We start from the raw sequence: 17,442 nt of genomic DNA on the forward strand, positions 1-17,442 counted from the left end.
TGGTTTTAGGCATAAAAAACTCACACTAAAAAATAAAATACCCCACACACGACTAAGCCTACAAAAATTAAAGTCAAAACGCAATAGCCCATAATGTCTTTAGCGCCCAAACCGGCAATGGCTAACGCAGGCAAAGCCCAAAAAGGCTGTATCATATTCGTCCAAGCGTCTCCCCAAGCGATAGCCATAGAAACCACGCCCGGATCCACCCCCAAGCTTTGGCCAGCTGGGAGCATGATAGGAGCTTGAATCGCCCATTGCCCTCCGCCTGATGGAATAAAAATATTGACAACCCCTGCGCTCAAAAAAGTCATGAGCGCGAAAGTTTTTTCATTAGCGATGTGCGTGAAGGCTAAAGAAAGCATTTGCGCTAAAGAATGCCCCCCCACGCTATGGCTTGCCATCATCCCCATAATCCCGGCATAAAAAGGGAATTGCAATAAAATCCCAGCCACGCTCCTAGCGGAATGATTGATCGCTTTCACATAAGCCAAAGGGGTTTTATGCAGTAAAATCCCTAAAAAAAGGAAAATCGTATTGACAATGTTTAAACTAATCCCTCCCCCTTTAAAAAAATAAACACCAAGATACCCAAAACCCAAAAAAACCAAAAGATAAGAAAGCAAAGCACTGTTTTCTAAAAAATGCGCGATCGTTTTGTCTTGTTGGTGGTCAATGAGTTCAATTTCTTTGTATTTGTCTTTTAAAAGCTTTGAATCAATTTCAACGATTTCTTCTTTTTTAGGGTGGATCATTGCCATTAAAAAGGGTAACCCTACAAGAATGATCCCTATAATGATTAAATTATATGCAGAAAAAATCGTCTGACTGATAGGAATGGCTTTTTCAATCACCCCAGCGCTCATTTTGGATAGATTTTCATTTTGGGTGGCAACGCTTAAAGGGATAGAGCCTGATAAACCCCCATGCCAGATGACAAAACCCGAATAAGCGCTAGCGATAAGTAGCCTGTAATCCACCCCTTTAACATTTTTGGCGATCTCTTTTGCAAAAATCGCGCTGATCACCAAGCCAAAACCCCAGTTGATCCAATTAGCGATTAACGATAAAAAAGTAACTAACCATAAAGCCGTGTAATACCCTTTAGGTAAAGACGCCAAGTATTTTAAAAGTTTTTGGACTAATTTAGCGCTAGCTAAAGCCTGACCTAGCACCAAAATAAGAGCCATTTGCATAGAAAAACCTAAAAGCGTCCAAGCGCCATTCCCCCAACTGGAAATGACAGACGAAGCGTCTTGCCCTGTCAAGCAATAAACAAGAACAAACACGACAAACGATAAAAGAGCGACCAAGACAAAAGAGTCCGGCAAACATTTAGACGCTAAAAACACGCACGCTGAAGTCAAATGCCTTAATAAAAACATAAACACCCCCTTTTATAAGCTATAGATGCACTTCAAATTCAGCTTCTGTTTTTTCTTTCACTTGATCAAGGCTGACCCCCTCTTGCAATTCCACTAATTTCATGGCGTTATTGGAAAACTCAAACACCGCTAAATCCGTTATCAATTGATGCACCACGCCTTTTCCCGTTAAGGGCAATGAGCATTCTTTTTTCACTTTAGACTCCCCGTATTTGTTGCAATGCTCCATGATGACAATCACTTTTTTAGCGCCATGCACCAAATCCATAGCCCCTCCCATGCCTTTTATGAGTTTTTTAGGGATCATCCAATTAGCCAAATCCCCATTTTGCGAGACTTCCATTCCCCCTAAAATCGCTAGATCAATATGCCCCCCACGAATCATCGCAAACGAATCCGCGCTATTGAAAAACGAAGCGCCCGGCACCACGGTTACGGTTTCCTTTCCTGCATTGATGAGATCCGCATCAACGCCCCCTTCTAAAGGGTAAGCACCAATCCCTAATAGCCCGTTCTCGCTTTGGAAAACGATATTCATCCCGCTCACTTCATTAGCCACCAGCGTGGGCAATCCTATCCCTAAATTCACATACATGCCCTCTTTTAATTCCTTTGCCGCTCTTTTAATGATGGCCTCTCTCATTTCGTGCTCCTTGTGGTGGTTTTTTCTATCCGTTTTTCAAATTTCTCGCCCTTATAGATGTGTTGCACATAGATTCCTGGCAAGTGTATTTCATCTGGGTCTAATTCCCCGGCCGGGACAATTTCTTCCACTTCAGCGACGCATATTTTTGACGCCATCGCACACAAGGGGTTGAAATTTCGGGCCGTTTTTCTAAACACCAAGTTCCCAAGAGTGTCGCTTTTATAGGCTTTGATAAGCCCATAATCGCCCGTTATGGCTCTTTCTAAAATATACTCCTTGCCGTTAAACTCCCTTGATTCCTTGCCTTGAGCGATTAAAGTCCCAACCCCTGTTGGGGTGTAGTAAGCGGGTATCCCAGCCCCTCCAGCGCGTAAGTTTTCAGCCAGCGTGCCTTGCGGTGTCAAAACGACTTCAATTTCTCCGTTCAACATTTGCGATTCAAAAATCTTATTCTCCCCCACATAGGAAGCGATAATCTTTTTAATCTGCTTTTTTTCCAAAAGAATACCAAGCCCAAAGTCATCAACGCCGCAATTATTGCTCACGACAACCAAATCCTTAATGCCTTTCTTATAAATGTAATCAATGGCGTATTCGGGTATCCCGCACAGCCCAAAACCGCCCACTAAAATAGTATCCCCATCTTTTAACCCGCTCAACGCTTTGTCTAAATCGGTTATAACCTTATTCATCTCATTCTCCTTATTTTTGTTCAACTACCACTGATAGCCCTTGACCGCCACCCACGCACAACGACGCGCAACCCACGCCATGCCCGCTCCTTTTCATTTCATGCAATAAAGTCACTAATATCCTAGCGCCGCTCGCGCCAATAGGGTGGCCAATCGCTATCGCGCCTCCATTCACATTCACGATATTAGGGTTTAATTCAAGCTCTTTTAACACGGCGATGCTTTGTGCGGCAAAAGCTTCATTGAGTTCAAAAAGATTGATGTCGTTGAGATTCATTTTGACATTTTTAAGGTTGTTTTTAATAGCGATGCTAGGGCATATACCCATTATATCCGGACTGCAACCACCCAAACCAAACCCCTTGATAGTGGCCATGGCTTTTAACCCCAATGTTTGGGCTTTTTTAGCGCTGCATAAAATGATAATACTCGCGCCATCATTGATCCCTGATGAATTCCCTGCCGTTACCGATCCGTCTTTTTTGAAAGCGGGTTTGAGCTTTGCAAGGGATTCTAGCGTCGTGTCTCTAGGGTATTCGTCTTCTTTAAAAACCACCACGCCTTTTTTATTCGCTATTTCAATAGGCGTGATTTCTTCTTGGAATTTCCCTGCATTGATGGCGGTTCTTGCTTTGAGTTGCGATTGGAGCGCGAAATTATCTTGATCTTCTCGGCTTATGTGGTATGCTTGAGCGACATTATCAGCGGTGATCCCCATGTGGTAATCATTGAACGCATCCCATAGCCCGTCATGTATCATGGAATCTATCATGTTCGCATTCCCCATTCTTTTCCCCTCTCGCATATCAAACGACAGATAGGGCGCTGCGCTCATGTTCTCCACGCCACCGCACACCACCACCTCATCGCGCCCAAGCATGATGCTGTCATGCGCTAATTGAATGGCTTTCATAGACGATCCACAAACCATATTGACGCTAAAAGCGTTTTTGTCATTAGGGATACCGGCGTCTAGTTGGATCTGTCTGGCGATATTTTGACCCAAACCAGCACCTAAAACATTGCCTAAAATGACGGAATCCACATCGCTAGGCTTAAGAGAGATCGCATTCAAAGCATCTTTAAGCACGCAAACACCCATTTCTCTAGCGCCTACATTCTTTAGAGAGCCTAAAAAACTCCCTACAGCGCTACGCTTTGCCGCCACTATAACCACTTCATTCATGTTTTGCCTTTAAGTTGATTTACTCATCATAGTATCACTTTTAAGTGATTGAAACCCTAATAAGTTTTATTCTGTTTTAGGTTTTGTTTTAGATTGAGAGCGATCCGTTTATTTTTTTCACAAAAATATTATTCTTATCGTTCAATGATTATTGCACAATTTTTCATTCAACACAAATTAGTTTAAAACTATAATTATTAGTTGTTAAGCTATAGCCTGTCTTAATGATAGACTATATTATTTATTAAAAACTAAAAGTTTTATTAGCGCATAAATTAGTATAAATACATATATTTTCATCTTTATATTCTAGTAATAAATGATAATGGCTTTGCTAACACTTGGTTTTATACTGATTGGTTTTGATTATCCAATAAGGTTTAAGCAAACTCCCTAATTTCTTTCTCTAAAGCGTTAATAAAAACGCTTGAATAGGATTTTTCTTTAGGGAATTTTTCTAAAAAATCATTCAATAGCCCAAGGTATTGCTCCTTATTTAAAGCCCCTTTTAACACTTCGTATTTTAAAAAAAGCCAGTAAGTGTTAAGCACATCGCTTTGGCAATAGCCATCAATAATGCCTTTTTTCTCCTTTTGGCTTAAATGGGGATTGTAATAAATCGCATGCACTAAATCCCCGCTCACATCAAATTTACCAGGAATATTCATCATAGAGCAAATGCCATTCAAATTCAACCCCCTAACGGATCCATAATGGCTCAAGCTATCCATTAAATCCAAATGAAACTGCTCGCTATAACGCGCGCGGTAATTTTCCCATTTGTTTTCTTGGCTGTAAAAAGCGTCTAAGGTTAAATTGTATTTAAGGGCTTTGAGCGTGAGTAGAGGCATATCAAAACCTCTGCCATTGAAGCTTATTAGGCGCGGTTGTTTTTCGTTAAAGTATCTAAAAAAGTCTTCTAAAAGCTCTTTTTCGCTTGTAAAACCCTCTTTATTCTCGTGTTTTTGACCAAAATTCCCCACTTTGACAAACTGCCCGTAATCATCGCCAATGACCGCTGCAATAGAGATAATTTCATGCAAATAAAGGGGTAAAAACTCGCTCCCGCTTTTTTCTTTTTGTTTTTCAAAACTCCATTCACAGATTTTTAGCGCATCGTCTTCTTTTAATTGAAAATGCTCTTTACACAAGCTCACGCTAGGAATGGTTTCTATATCAAACACGCACAACATCACACGCCTCTTTCGCATTTTAATATTCTTGTCTCGCTTTTATTATATAACAATTAGTCTTATAGCGCTATAGTGCTGACTTTTAATCTAAAAACGATATAACCAAAAATTAAAAAACTTTAATGCGGAGCATTCAAACCCAATGAAAGAAATCACTATCGCCCTTGTGGGCCAGCCTAATGTGGGGAAATCGTCCCTCATCAACGCTTTGAGTAACGCCCATTTGAAAGTGGGGAATTTTGCTGGGGTTACCGTGGATAAAATGGAAGTGAGTTTGATCCATAAAGAGCATCAAATCACTATCATTGATCTACCTGGCACTTACGCGCTCAATGACTTCACCACTGAAGAGAAGGTTACTAAAGATTTTTTAGAAAAAGGGCAATACGATCTCATTCTTAATGTGGTGGATTCCACCAATTTAGAGCGTAATTTAGCCTTAAGCGCGCAGCTATTAGACACGAATAAAAAAATGCTTCTTGCGCTCAACATGTGGGATGAGGCGCAAAAAGAGGGCATTAAAATCAATACAGAAAAGCTTTCTCAAGAATTAGGGGTTGTGTGCGTGCCAACAAGCGCAAGATCCAAAGAAGATCGCTTGAACACCGAGCTTTTATTAGATGAAATTGTCAGGCTTTATTCTCAAAACGCTACAAACAACGAAAGCATAAAAGTCCCATCTCAAAGCTTTAAGGAGTCTTTAAAATACAGCCAGAGCGCTCAAAGAATCGCTCAATCAGTGATCAGTGAAAACAAACAAAATGCGAGTTTTGAACACACTTATAAGATTGATAAGATTTTAATGCACCCGCGTTATGGGATTTTCATTTTTTTAGGGTTTATGTTTGTCATTTTTTCCTTGAGCTTTTTAATAGGGGGGGGAGTGCAAAAAGCGCTTGAAGAGGGGTTCAAGTTTTTGAGCGATAGTATTAAAGAAAATGTGGCTAATGAAGATTTAGCGTCTTTGGTGGGCGATGGCATTATTGGGGGAGTGGGAGCGACGGTTTCATTCTTGCCTTTAATTGTGGTGTTGTATTTTGGGATTTCTTTACTAGAGACGACAGGCTATATGAGTAGGGTAGCGTTTTTACTGGATGGAATCTTGCATAAATTTGGCTTGCATGGGAAGAGTTTTATCCCTTTAATCACCGGTTTTGGCTGCTCAGTACCCGCTTACATGGCGACAAGAACCTTACAAAATTATAACGAACGATTGATCACGCTTTTTGTGATCGGCTTTATGAGTTGCTCGGCAAGGTTGCCTATTTATGTGCTGTTTGTAGGCTCGTTTTTCCCTTCTTCAAGCGCGGGGTTTGTGCTGTTTTGTATTTATATTTTGGGGGCGGTTGTAGCATTAGTGATGGCCAAATTACTCAAATTAAGCGTGTTTAAAGGACAGACCGAATCTTTCATTATGGAAATGCCCAAATACCGCTTGCCCAGTTGGAGAATGGTCTATTTCAGTATCTATACCAAATCGCTTTCTTACCTTAAAAAGGCCGGGACTTATATTTTAGTGGGAGCGATTTTAATCTGGTTTATGTCTCAATACCCTAAAAGCGATGCGGCTATGAAAACTTATAAACAAGAAAGCTTATTAGTGGATAAAGACACCACCCTTTCAAGCGAAGTTAAAGAAGAAAAATTAAAAGAATTAAAAGCCAAACTGGATCAAAAGAATTTAAAAAATAGCATCGTAGGAAGAGGCGGGGCGTATTTGGAAAAAGTCTTTAGCCCTATGGATTTTGATTGGCGTTTGAGCGTCTCGCTTGTAACCGGATTTATGGCTAAAGAGGTGGTGGTTTCTACTTTGGGGGTGTTGTTTTCTCTAGGGGATCAAAATGAAAAATCTGACGCTTTTAGAGAGATCTTAAGAAAAGAAGTCAGCGTGCCTAGCGGGATCGCTTTTATCGTGTTTGTGATGTTTTATATCCCTTGTTTTGCAGCGACCATTACTTTTGGTAGGGAAGCTGGGGGGATCAAGTTTGTAGCGTATTTATTCATCTTCACAACCGTTGTAGCGTATGCGTTTTCCTTGATAGCTTTTTATGCAACTCAAATTTTGGTTTAAGGGCTAAAAGGGTTTAAAAACCCTTTATTGGTTTAAAATTCACCCCATTAGAAATATTAAAAAATTTTTATTTTTATTTTTCTCCCAATCTTTTCTATAAACATTCGCATTAATCGGCATTTTTAATAAAAAAAGCTATTAATTTAATTTAAATAATAATTGTCTCAAAATTTAAGCTAAAACTAATAATGGTTATTATAAATTACACCTTGTTGTAAAAATGAACATTTTTCATAAAAGGTGGTAAATGAAAAGAATTTTAGTCTCTTTGGTTGTTTTGAGTCATAGCGCGCATGCTGTCAAAACTCATAATTTGGAAAGGGTAGAAGCTTCAGGGGTGGCTAACGATAAAGAAGCGCCTTTAAGCTGGAGGAGTAAGGAAGTTAGAAACTATATGGGTTCTCGCACGGTGATTTCTAACAAGCAACTCACTAAAAGCGCCAATCAGAGCATTGAAGAAGCTTTGCAAAATGTGCCAGGCGTGCATATTAGAAACGCTACCGGTATTGGAGCTGTGCCTAGCTTTTCTGTTAGGGGCTTTGGTGGGGGGAGTTCAGGGCATTCCAATACGGCTATGGTTTTAGTCAATGGGATCCCCATTTATGTCGCGCCCTATGTTGATATTAGCATTCCTATTTTCCCTGTAACCTTTCAATCTGTAGATAGAATCAGCGTAACCAAGGGCGGGGAGAGCGTGCGTTATGGCCCTAATGTTTTTGGCGGTGTGATTAATGTGATCACTAAGGGCATTCCTACCAAGTGGGAAAGTCAGGTGAGCGAGAGGGCCACTTTTTGGGGCAAATCTGAAAATGGGGGCTTTTTCAATCAAAATTCTAAAAACCTTGACAAGAGCTTAGCCAATAACATGCTTTTTGACACTTACTTAAGAACAGGGGGCATGATGAATAAGCATTTTGGAATCCAAGCTCAAGTCAATTGGCTCAAAGGGCAAGGGTTTAGATACAACAGCCCTACCAACATTCAAAACTACATGTTAGATTCATTGTATCAAATCAATGATAGCAATAAGATCACCGCTTTTTTCCAATACTATAATTATTTTATGGCAGACCCCGGATCTTTAGGCATAGAAGCGTATAATCAAAATCGTTTTCAAAACAACCGCCCTAATAACAATAAAAGCGGGAGAGCAAAGCGATGGGGGGCTGTGTATCAAAACTTTTTTGGGGACACGGATAGGGTAGGTGGGGATTTCACTTTCAGTTACTATGGGCATGACATGTCAAGGGATTTTCAATTTGATTCTAATTTTTTGAATGTCAACACCAATCCTAAATTAGGCCCTGTTTATACCAATCAAAATTATGCAGGATTTTTCATCTTTGATCATTTAAGGCGTTACATAATGAACGCTTTTGAGCCTAATTTGAACTTAGTCGTCAATACCAATAAAGTTAAGCAAACTTTTAATGTGGGCATGCGTTTTATGACAATGGATATGTATTTCAGATTGGATCAAAGCACATGCGAAAAAACAGATATTTTTAATGGGGTGTGCCACATGCCCCCATATGTTCTTTCTAAAAAACCCAGCAACAATCAAAACCTGTTTAACAACTATACAGCGGTATGGTTGAGCGATAAAATAGAGCTTTTTGATTCTAAATTGGTGATAACTCCAGGGCTTAGATACACTTTTTTGAACTATAACAACAAAGAGCCAGAAAAGCATGATTTTTCTGTATGGAAGACTACAAAAAAGCGTCAAAACGAATGGAGTCCCGCCCTTAACATTGGCTATAAACCTATGGAAAATTGGATATGGTATGCGAACTACCGCCGCAGTTTTATCCCCCCACAACATACAATGCTAGGCATTACTAGGACTAATTACAACCAAATTTTCAATGAAATTGAAGTGGGGCAACGCTATAGTTATAAAAATCTGTTGAGCTTTAATACCAATTATTTTGTGATTTTTGCCAATCGTTACTATGCGGGAGGCTATAGCCCACAGCCTATTAACGCTAGGAGTCAAGGGGTGGAATTGGAATTGTATTACGCTCCGATTAGGGGTTTGCAATTCCATGTGGCTTACACTTACATTGATGCGCGCATCACTTCTAACGCTGATGATATTGCTTATTATTTTACAGGCATTGTCAATAAACCCTTTGACATTAAAGGGAAGCGTTTGCCTTATGTGAGTCCTAACCAATTCATATTTGACATGATGTATACTTACAAGCACACGACTTTTGGAATCAGCAGTTATTTTTATAGCCGCGCTTATAGTTCCATGCTCAATCAAGCTAAAGATCAAACCGTGTGCCTGCCCTTAAACCCAGAATACACAGGGGGGTTAGAGTATGGTTGTAATTCAGTGGGGTTATTGCCCTTGTATTTTGTGTTGAATGTCCAAGTAAGCTCAATCTTATGGCAAAGCGGTAGGCATAAAATCACCGGGAGTTTGCAAATCAATAACCTTTTCAACATGAAGTATTATTTTAGGGGAATTGGCACAAGCCCTACAGGAAGAGAGCCCGCACCAGGGAGATCCATTACAGCGTATTTGAATTATGAGTTTTAAACTAGCTTCAAGCTTTCATCGCTTGAATGCTTGTTAATATTAAACCATTTTAAAACTCGTCACTAAATTCTCGGTCAATAAATTAAACCCATCTACCAGAATAAACACTAAAATTTTAAAAGGCAGAGAAATCATTACAGGCGGGAGCATCATCATGCCCATCGCCATTAAAATAGAGCTGATAACCATATCAATCACCAAAAAAGGCAAGTAGAGTAAAAAGCCGATTTGAAACGCTGTTTTCAACTCGCTTATCATGAATGCCGGGATTAAAACGCTCAAACTCACCTCATCAGGGGTTTTAGGGTTAGGGAGATTTCTAATCCTAAAAAAAAGGGCTAGATCCTTTTCTCGTGTGTTTTTAAGCATGAATTCTTTGAAAGGCAGAGCGCTTTTTTCAAACGCTTCGGTGTAAGAAATCTTTTTATCCATATAAGGCTTAATCCCTGTGTCATAAGCCTTTTTCAAGCTAGGTTCCATGATGAAAAAAGTCAATATCAAAGAGAGCGAGACTAAAATTTGAGTGGGTGGGGTTTGTTGCGTGCCTAAAGCGGTCCTTAAAAAAGAAAACACCACGATCAAACGGGTGAAACTCGTCATCACTAAAATCAATGATGGGGCTAAAACTAACAGCGTGAGTAGGGCGATGACATTAAGGGTGGTTACAAGCTGTTTAGGATCATTAGGAGCGTTTAAAGAGAGATTGACGCTGGGCAATGCACTATCAGCGCTCATTAAAGGGCATATTAAAGGGCAAATGAGGATTAAAAAAATGAAAAAACGCAAAATTCTAGCCTTAAATCTTTGATGAAACGAAGCCAAATTATAAGATAAGGCATGTTAAAATTCCCTAAAAAAAGGATTTTAATGCTTTCTGTCATCATACTGGCCGCTGGTAAAGGCACTCGCATGCATTCTAGCCTGCCTAAAACTTTACACACGATTTGCGGGGAGCCTATGTTGTTTTACATTTTAGAAACAGCCTTTTCAATCAGCGATGATGTGCATCTCATCTTGCACCACCAACAAGAACGCATTAAAGAAGCGGTGTTGAAGCGTTTTAAGGGCGTAATTTTCCACACTCAAATCGTGGAAAAATATTCAGGGACGGGTGGGGCTATCATGCAAGAAGATAAAACGCCTATTCCCACGAAACATGAGCGGGTTTTGATTTTGAATGCGGACATGCCCTTAATCACTAAAGACGCTCTCGCCCCCTTATTAAAAAGCCATAATAACGCTATAGGCTTACTCCATTTGGCTGACCCTAAAGGTTATGGGCGCGTTATTTTAGAAGATTATCAGGTTAAAAAGATTGTAGAAGAAAAGGACGCTAATGATGGAGAAAAAACCATTAAAAGCGTGAATGCTGGCGTGTATGGGTTTGAAAGGGAGTTTTTAGAAAAATACTTACCCAAGCTCCATGACCAAAACGCCCAAAAAGAATACTACCTCACGGATTTAATCGCCCTAGGAATCAACGAAAACGAAACCATTGACGCTATTTTCTTAGAAGAAGAGTGCTTTTTAGGGGTGAATAGCCAAACAGAAAGGGCGAAAGCTGAAGAAATCATGCTAGAAAGACTGCGAAAAAACGCCATGGACTTGGGGGTAGCGATGCAATTGCCTAATAGCATTTATTTAGAAAAAGGCGTGAGTTTTAAGGGGGAGTGCGTTTTAGAGCAAGGGGTGCGTTTGATTGGGAATTGCTTAATAGAAAATGCGCATATTAAGGCTTATAGCGTGATAGAAGAGAGCCAGATCATTAATAGCAGTGTGGGGCCGTTTGCCCATGCGCGCCCTAAAAGTGTGATTTGCAATAGCCATGTGGGGAATTTTGTAGAAACTAAGAACGCTAAACTTCAAGGCGCTAAAGCAGGGCATTTGAGCTATTTAGGGGATTGTGAGATAGGGAAAAACACAAATGTAGGGGCTGGCGTGATCACTTGCAATTACGATGGCAAAAAGAAGCACCAAACGATCATCGGTGAAAATGTCTTTATAGGGAGCGATAGCCAGCTAGTCGCCCCTATAAACATCGGCTCTAATGTCTTAATCGGCAGCGGCACCACCATCACTAAAGACATTCCTAGCGGTTCGTTAAGCCTTTCACGCGCCCCTCAAACTAACATTGAAAACGGGTATTTTAAGTTTTTTAAGAAGCCTTAAAGAGCTTGAAAAGAATTGCTGTTTTAAAACCTTATTAAGCGTATTTTTAATGGATTAAAAAGTTCTCTTTTTATCCTTTTAAATTTGCTTCAATAATGAAAAATCCAAAAACCACTATAATCATTTATTTTAATCCTGTAATTTGTGTATAAACAAAACACTTATTGAGCTTCTTGTGATCTTTTGCTGATCTGTAACAACGCTTTTAAATAGGGTTGTGGTATAAATATTCTTATCAGGGTGTGCCAAACATGCCTTGAATCTCAATTTTATGAAAGGATTTGTTATGAGTGGATTAAAAGCATTTAGTTGTGTAGTGGTTTTATGCGGTGCAATGGCTAATGCGGCTGTAGCTAGTCCTAAAATAGAGGCAAGGGGTGAATTAGGCAAATTTATAGGGGGTGGTGTTGGGGGTTTTGTTGGTGATAAAATGGGCGGATTTGTTGGTAGTGCAATAGGAGGATATATTGGGTCTGAAGTAGGCGATAGGGTAGAAGATTATATCCGTGGCGTTGATAGAGAGCCTCAAACTAAAGAACCACAAGCCCCAAGAGAACCTATCCGTGATCTTTATGATTACGGCTATAGTTTTGGGCATGCTTGGTGATCTTAAATGAGCCAAGGTGATGAGGGGAAAGGAAATAGCATGGATACTACAAAAGAGAATTTGAATGGCTCAAAAGAGCGTTTGAATCATACTGAATACAGTGTGGCAACGGTTTTGGTTATTATAATTTGTTACTCCATAGTTTTTAGAACAGCTCTTTATCGCTCAGATGTTGGTGATCCGATTTTCAACCCTAAAGATAGTTACTATGTGTGGCTAACGATTCTAATAGCGGCTTTATTGTCTAATCTTTTGTTCAACCCAAAAGGCAGGTCGGTAGGTTATTTCATTATTGAAACTTGGCAAGGGTTCCCCAAGTTTTTTAAAGCCATTTTTAAGGCTAGGCTTTTTGGTGCGTTTTATGACGCTGTGTTAGGAGCAAGACTGAGGGATTTTTATATGGTGCTTTCAATAATGCCCTTTATTATCGCTATCCATGAGATTTCGGCGTATTGTGGGCATCCTAGCAACTTTCTTGTAGAGGGTTTGGTCATTTTGGGGTTTCAAGGTTTTCTTAAGCTTTGCGCTAAATGGGGGTGGTGATTTAACCCAAACAGCATTAAATGGAGGGGGGAATAAAAACATTAAAACTTATTCTCATTAATAGAACAGATCCAACTTGAACTTTTCTTTTTCTTAAGTTTTTTATTGATACAATTCCAAATTTAAAAAACAAACGATTTAATTCAAAGGAAAAATTTTGATTACGGTGGTTAAACGAAACGGGCGCATTGAGCCTTTAGACATTACAAAAATCCAAAAATACACTAAGGACGCTACGGACAATTTAGAGGGCGTGAGCCAAAGTGAGCTGGAAGTGGATGCGAGGTTGCAATTCAGGGATAAGATCACTACTGAAGAAATCCAACAAACTCTGATTAAAACCGCTGTGGATAAGATAGATATTGACACGCCTAATTGGAGCTTTGTCGCTTCAAGGCTTTTTTTGTATGATTTATACCATAAAGTAAGTGGTTTTACAGGGTATAGGCATTTGAAAGAGTATTTTGAAAACGCTGAAGAAAAGGGCCGCATCCTTAAGGGCTTTAAGGAAAAATTTGATTTAGAGTTTTTAAATAGCCAGATCAAGCCTGAAAGGGATTTCCAGTTCAATTATTTAGGGATTAAAACCTTGTATGATCGCTATTTGTTAAAAGACGCCAACAACAACCCTATTGAATTGCCCCAACACATGTTTATGAGCATTGCGATGTTTTTAGCGCAAAACGAACAAGAACCCAATAAAATCGCTTTAGAATTTTATGAAGTTTTAAGCAAGTTTGAAGCGATGTGTGCGACTCCCACTCTAGCGAACGCTCGCACCACCAAGCACCAGCTAAGCTCATGCTATATTGGCAGCACGCCGGATAATATTGAGGGGATTTTTGACAGCTATAAGGAAATGGCACTGTTGTCCAAATACGGCGGAGGGATTGGCTGGGATTTTTCTTTGGTGCGTTCTATTGGGAGTTATATTGATGGGCATAAAAATGCGAGCGCTGGCACGATCCCTTTTTTAAAAATCGCTAATGATGTGGCGATTGCGGTGGATCAATTAGGCACACGAAAGGGCGCGATTGCGGTGTATTTAGAAATTTGGCACATTGATGTGATGGAGTTCATTGATTTAAGGAAAAATAGCGGCGATGAAAGGCGAAGAGCGCATGATTTATTCCCGGCTCTTTGGGTGTGCGATTTGTTTATGAAAAGGGTTTTAGAAGATGCGATGTGGACTTTGTTTGACCCTTATGAGTGTAAGGATTTGACTGAGCTTTATGGGCAGGATTTTGAAAAACGCTACTTAGAGTATGAAAAAGATCCTAAAATCATTAAAGAATACATTAACGCTAAAGATTTATGGAAAAAAATCTTAATGAATTATTTTGAAGCTGGCTTGCCTTTCTTAGCCTTTAAAGATAACGCCAATCGGTGCAATCCAAACGCTCATGCAGGCATTATTCGATCCAGCAATCTGTGCACAGAGATTTTTCAAAATACCGCGCCTAACCACTACTACATGCAAATAGAATACACCGATGGCGCCATAGAGTTTTTTGAAGAAAAGCAGTTGGTAACGACAGATAATCATATCACTAAATGCGCCAACAAGCTCACTAGCACGGATATTCTTAAGGGCAAGCAAATCTATATCGCTACTAAAGTCGCTAAAGACGGGCAAACAGCGGTGTGTAATCTAGCAAGCATCAATTTAAGCAAGATCAACACTGAAGAAGACATTAAAAGGGTTGTGCCGATCATAGTTAGGCTATTAGACAATGTGATTGATTTGAATTTCTACCCCAACCGCAAAGTCAAAGCCACTAATTTGCAAAATAGAGCTATAGGGTTAGGGGTTATGGGTGAAGCGCAAATGCTCGCAGAACATCAAATCGCTTGGGGGTCTAAAGAGCATTTAGAAAAAATTGACGCTTTAATGGAGCAAATCAGCTACCATGCGATTGACACGAGCGCGAATTTAGCGAAAGAAAAAGGGGTTTATAAGGATTTTGAAAATTCAGAATGGAGTAAGGGGGTTTTCCCCATTGATAAAGCCAATAATGAAGCCTTAAAGCTCACCGAAAAAGGGCTTTTTAACCACGCTTGCGATTGGCAAGGTTTGAGGGAAAAAGTCAAAGCCAATGGCATGCGTAATGGCTATTTAATGGCGATCGCTCCCACAAGCTCTATTTCTATTTTAGTAGGCACAACCCAAACGATTGAACCCATTTATAAGAAAAAATGGTTTGAAGAAAATTTGAGCGGGCTAATTCCAGTTGTAGTGCCTAATTTGAGCACAGAAACCTGGAATTTTTACACATCAGCTTATGATATTGACGCTAAAGATTTGATTAAAGCAGCGGCCGTGCGCCAAAAATGGATCGATCAAGGCCAAAGCATTAATGTGTTTTTACGCATAGAAAACGCCAGCGGTAAAACCTTGCATGAAATCTACACGCTCGCTTGGAAATTAGGGCTAAAATCCACTTATTATTTGCGTAGCGAAAGCCCTAGCATAGATGAAAAAAGCGTGTTGGATCGATCGGTGGAGTGTTTTAATTGCCAATAATATAAGCTTAAATAAGCTAATCTTTGCTAAAATGAGATTCAAAATTATTTAAGGAAGATGAATGCTTTTTGCTATGATTGGTTCAGGGGGGTTTATCGCTCCCAAGCACTTGCAAGCGATTAGAGATACAGGGCATTTTTTGGATTGCTCTTTTGATATTCATGATAGTGTGGGGGTTTTAGATGAGTATTTCGCGCAATCAGAGTTTTTTACCAATATTGAAGATTTTGAAAAGCATTTAGAGCAATCTAGGGCTATGGGTAAAGAAATCAGCTATTTGAGTGTTTGCACGCCCACGCACACGCATTTTGATCACATCCGTTTCGGGTTAAGAAACGGCATGCATGTGATTTGTGAAAAACCCTTAGTTTTAGACCCTAGCGAAATACAAGAATTGAAAGATTTAGAGGTGAAATACCAAAAAAGGGTGTTTAGTCTTTTGCCCTTGCGTTTGCATTGCGACACGCTGGCCTTAAAAGAAAAAATTAAAAGCGAATTAGAAAAAAACCCTAGCAAGGTGTTTGACATCACGCTCACTTATATCAGCGTTCAAGGGAAATGGTATTTTTCTTCATGGCGAGCGGATGTGAATAAGAGCGGAGGGTTAGCCACTCAAATGGGAATGAATATTTTTGACACTTTATTATATTTGTTTGGAGGCGTTAAAGATAAGGTTATCAATAAAGAAGAGCCTGATTGCGTAGGGGGGATACTCTTTTTAGAGCATGCTAAAATAAGATGGTTTTTTTCCATCAATCCAGAACACATGGGAGTGGCTAAAGAGAAAGTTTATCATAAAATGATCCTAGAGGGCGAAGAAGTCAATCTCACGCAGGGCTTTGATAATCTGTATATAGAAAGCTACAAACAGATTTTAGCTCAAGGGGGGTTTGGTTTAGATGACGCTATGGCGTCTATTAAACTGGCTTATGAATTAAGAAACCTCCCAGTCAGCGAACCCAATGAAGATTCGCATACTTTGTGTTGCAAAAACAAAACAGACCAATAAAAGCGTTGTTTAGGGGGTTTTGGTTATTGGTGTTTGATTAAAATAGGGTTGTTTTTAATTTTCTTTTAAGAGGGTTTTTACTTTTTTAAGGGTTTTTATGGGTATTTATGCGTTATACATAGCGATAGGGCTTTTTACTGGCATTCTATCAGGGATTTTTGGCATTGGTGGGGGGATGATCATTGTCCCTATCATGCTCGCAACCGGGCATTCTTTTGAAGAATCCATTGGCATTTCCATTTTGCAAATGGCGCTTTCATCGTTCGTTGGCTCTGTTTTGAATTTCAAAAAAAAATCGCTTGATTTTTCTTTAGGCTTGTTGATAGGGGCAGGGGGGCTGATAGGGGCGAGTTTTAGCGGATTCATTTTAAAAATCGTTTCCAGTAAAATTTTAATGGTTATTTTCGCACTTTTAGTCGTGTATTCTATGATCCAATTTGTTTTAAAACCCAAAAAAAAAGATTTGATAACGGACACTAAACGCTACCATTTGCAAGGTTTAAAATTATTTTTAATTGGCGCGCTCACAGGGTTTTTTGCTATCACTTTAGGGATTGGTGGGGGGATGCTCATGGTGCCTTTGATGCATTATTTTTTAGGGTATGATTCTAAAAAATGCGTGGCGTTGGGGTTATTTTTTATTCTGTTTTCTTCTATTTCAGGAGCTTTTTCTTTAATATATCACCACATCATCAATAAAGAAGTGCTAGTAGCAGGAGCGATTGTGGGCTTAGGATCAGTTATGGGCGTGAGCATTGGGATTAAATGGATCATGGGGCTTTTGAATGAAAAAATGCATAAAGCTTTGATTTTAGGGGTGTATGGCTTGTCATTATTGATTATTTTATACAAACTCTTTTTTTAAT

The 17,442-nt window shown here is 39.6% G+C and carries 14 protein-coding genes; 8 read left to right on the forward strand and 6 right to left on the reverse strand.

The annotated features are described in order from the left end of the window. Positions 1-20 precede the first annotated feature (20 nt). The 5 genes from DBU79_RS05955 to DBU79_RS05975 all read right to left on the reverse strand — a co-directional run bounded on the left by DBU79_RS05955 (position 21) and on the right by DBU79_RS05975 (position 5,120). Positions 21-1,385, reverse strand: a complete 1,365-nt coding sequence (locus tag DBU79_RS05955; protein WP_154411851.1) for a TIGR00366 family protein — start codon at positions 1,383-1,385, stop codon at positions 21-23. A 19-nt stretch (positions 1,386-1,404) separates the two neighbouring features. Beyond that, positions 1,405-2,028, reverse strand: coding sequence for a 3-oxoacid CoA-transferase subunit B (locus DBU79_RS05960; protein ID WP_001206254.1), 624 nt, complete (start codon positions 2,026-2,028; stop codon positions 1,405-1,407). Next, entirely contained in the window at positions 2,025-2,723 is a 699-nt protein-coding gene (locus tag DBU79_RS05965) for a CoA transferase subunit A (protein ID WP_154411852.1), read from the reverse strand. The genes DBU79_RS05960 and DBU79_RS05965 overlap by 4 nt, the downstream gene beginning before the upstream one ends. A 10-nt stretch (positions 2,724-2,733) precedes the next feature. Continuing rightward, the gene (locus tag DBU79_RS05970; RefSeq protein WP_154411853.1) at positions 2,734-3,909 is read right to left on the reverse strand and encodes an acetyl-CoA C-acetyltransferase; all 1,176 of its coding nucleotides are present in this window, start codon (positions 3,907-3,909) and stop codon (positions 2,734-2,736) included. A 380-nt stretch (positions 3,910-4,289) separates the two neighbouring features. Next, complete coding sequence (locus DBU79_RS05975; protein WP_412018770.1) at positions 4,290-5,120, reverse strand: 3'-5' exonuclease; 831 nt, start codon at positions 5,118-5,120, stop codon at positions 4,290-4,292. 124 nt (positions 5,121-5,244) lie between these two features. Between DBU79_RS05975 and feoB the strand changes: the two genes are divergently transcribed. Together feoB and DBU79_RS05985 are read left to right on the forward strand one after the other, a co-directional pair. After that, entirely contained in the window at positions 5,245-7,173 is a 1,929-nt protein-coding gene (gene feoB, locus DBU79_RS05980; protein WP_154411854.1) for a ferrous iron transport protein B, read from the forward strand. A 247-nt stretch (positions 7,174-7,420) separates the two neighbouring features. Next, positions 7,421-9,724: a TonB-dependent receptor family protein gene (locus tag DBU79_RS05985; protein WP_154411855.1), complete on the forward strand. Its 2,304-nt coding sequence runs from the start codon at positions 7,421-7,423 to the stop codon at positions 9,722-9,724. Positions 9,725-9,763: 39 nt separating this feature from the next. Here the strand turns inward: DBU79_RS05985 and fliP are convergent, their stop codons facing one another. Next, a complete protein-coding gene (fliP, locus tag DBU79_RS05990) occupies positions 9,764-10,510 on the reverse strand; it encodes a flagellar type III secretion system pore protein FliP (RefSeq protein ID WP_154411856.1) in 747 nt (248 codons plus the stop codon). An 81-nt stretch (positions 10,511-10,591) separates the two neighbouring features. Here fliP and glmU point away from each other — a divergent pair, with 81 nt between their 5' ends. The 6 genes from glmU to DBU79_RS06020 all read left to right on the forward strand — a co-directional run bounded on the left by glmU (position 10,592) and on the right by DBU79_RS06020 (position 17,441). Continuing rightward, entirely contained in the window at positions 10,592-11,893 is a 1,302-nt protein-coding gene (gene glmU / locus DBU79_RS05995) for a bifunctional UDP-N-acetylglucosamine diphosphorylase/glucosamine-1-phosphate N-acetyltransferase GlmU (protein ID WP_154411857.1), read from the forward strand. 286 nt (positions 11,894-12,179) lie between these two features. Beyond that, positions 12,180-12,500 (forward strand): pantothenate kinase, encoded by a 321-nt coding sequence (locus DBU79_RS06000; protein ID WP_154411858.1) that lies wholly within the window; start codon positions 12,180-12,182, stop codon positions 12,498-12,500. A gap of 39 nt (positions 12,501-12,539) precedes the next feature. Further along, on the forward strand, positions 12,540-13,043 hold the full coding sequence (locus DBU79_RS06005; protein ID WP_075645635.1) for a hypothetical protein: 504 nt from the start codon (positions 12,540-12,542) through the stop codon (positions 13,041-13,043). 157 nt (positions 13,044-13,200) lie between these two features. After that, complete coding sequence (locus DBU79_RS06010) at positions 13,201-15,567, forward strand: ribonucleoside-diphosphate reductase subunit alpha (protein WP_154411859.1); 2,367 nt, start codon at positions 13,201-13,203, stop codon at positions 15,565-15,567. A gap of 61 nt (positions 15,568-15,628) precedes the next feature. After that, entirely contained in the window at positions 15,629-16,576 is a 948-nt protein-coding gene (locus DBU79_RS06015) for a Gfo/Idh/MocA family protein (protein ID WP_154411860.1), read from the forward strand. 97 nt (positions 16,577-16,673) lie between these two features. Continuing rightward, positions 16,674-17,441, forward strand: coding sequence for a sulfite exporter TauE/SafE family protein (locus tag DBU79_RS06020; protein WP_154411861.1), 768 nt, complete (start codon positions 16,674-16,676; stop codon positions 17,439-17,441). The last annotated feature ends 1 nt before the right edge of the window (position 17,442 follow it).

Source organism: Helicobacter pylori (genome assembly GCF_009689985.1).
Lineage (GTDB): Bacteria > Campylobacterota > Campylobacteria > Campylobacterales > Helicobacteraceae > Helicobacter > Helicobacter pylori_CG.

Bases quoted from the DNA above. Each gene is read 5' to 3' on its own strand.
- DBU79_RS05955 (WP_154411851.1), bottom strand. From the start codon at position 1,385: ATGTTTTTATTAAGGCATTTGACTTCAGCGTGCGTGTTTTTAGCGTCT.
- DBU79_RS05960 (WP_001206254.1), bottom strand. From the start codon at position 2,028: ATGAGAGAGGCCATCATTAAAAGAGCGGCAAAGGAATTAAAAGAGGGC.
- DBU79_RS05965 (WP_154411852.1), bottom strand. From the start codon at position 2,723: ATGAATAAGGTTATAACCGATTTAGACAAAGCGTTGAGCGGGTTAAAA.
- DBU79_RS05970 (WP_154411853.1), bottom strand. From the start codon at position 3,909: ATGAATGAAGTGGTTATAGTGGCGGCAAAGCGTAGCGCTGTAGGGAGT.
- DBU79_RS05975 (WP_412018770.1), bottom strand. From the start codon at position 5,120: ATGCGAAAGAGGCGTGTGATGTTGTGCGTGTTTGATATAGAAACCATT.
- feoB (WP_154411854.1), top strand. From the start codon at position 5,245: ATGAAAGAAATCACTATCGCCCTTGTGGGCCAGCCTAATGTGGGGAAA.
- DBU79_RS05985 (WP_154411855.1), top strand. From the start codon at position 7,421: ATGAAAAGAATTTTAGTCTCTTTGGTTGTTTTGAGTCATAGCGCGCAT.
- glmU (WP_154411857.1), top strand. From the start codon at position 10,592: ATGCTTTCTGTCATCATACTGGCCGCTGGTAAAGGCACTCGCATGCAT.
- DBU79_RS06000 (WP_154411858.1), top strand. From the start codon at position 12,180: ATGAGTGGATTAAAAGCATTTAGTTGTGTAGTGGTTTTATGCGGTGCA.
- DBU79_RS06005 (WP_075645635.1), top strand. From the start codon at position 12,540: ATGGATACTACAAAAGAGAATTTGAATGGCTCAAAAGAGCGTTTGAAT.
- DBU79_RS06015 (WP_154411860.1), top strand. From the start codon at position 15,629: ATGCTTTTTGCTATGATTGGTTCAGGGGGGTTTATCGCTCCCAAGCAC.
- DBU79_RS06020 (WP_154411861.1), top strand. From the start codon at position 16,674: ATGGGTATTTATGCGTTATACATAGCGATAGGGCTTTTTACTGGCATT.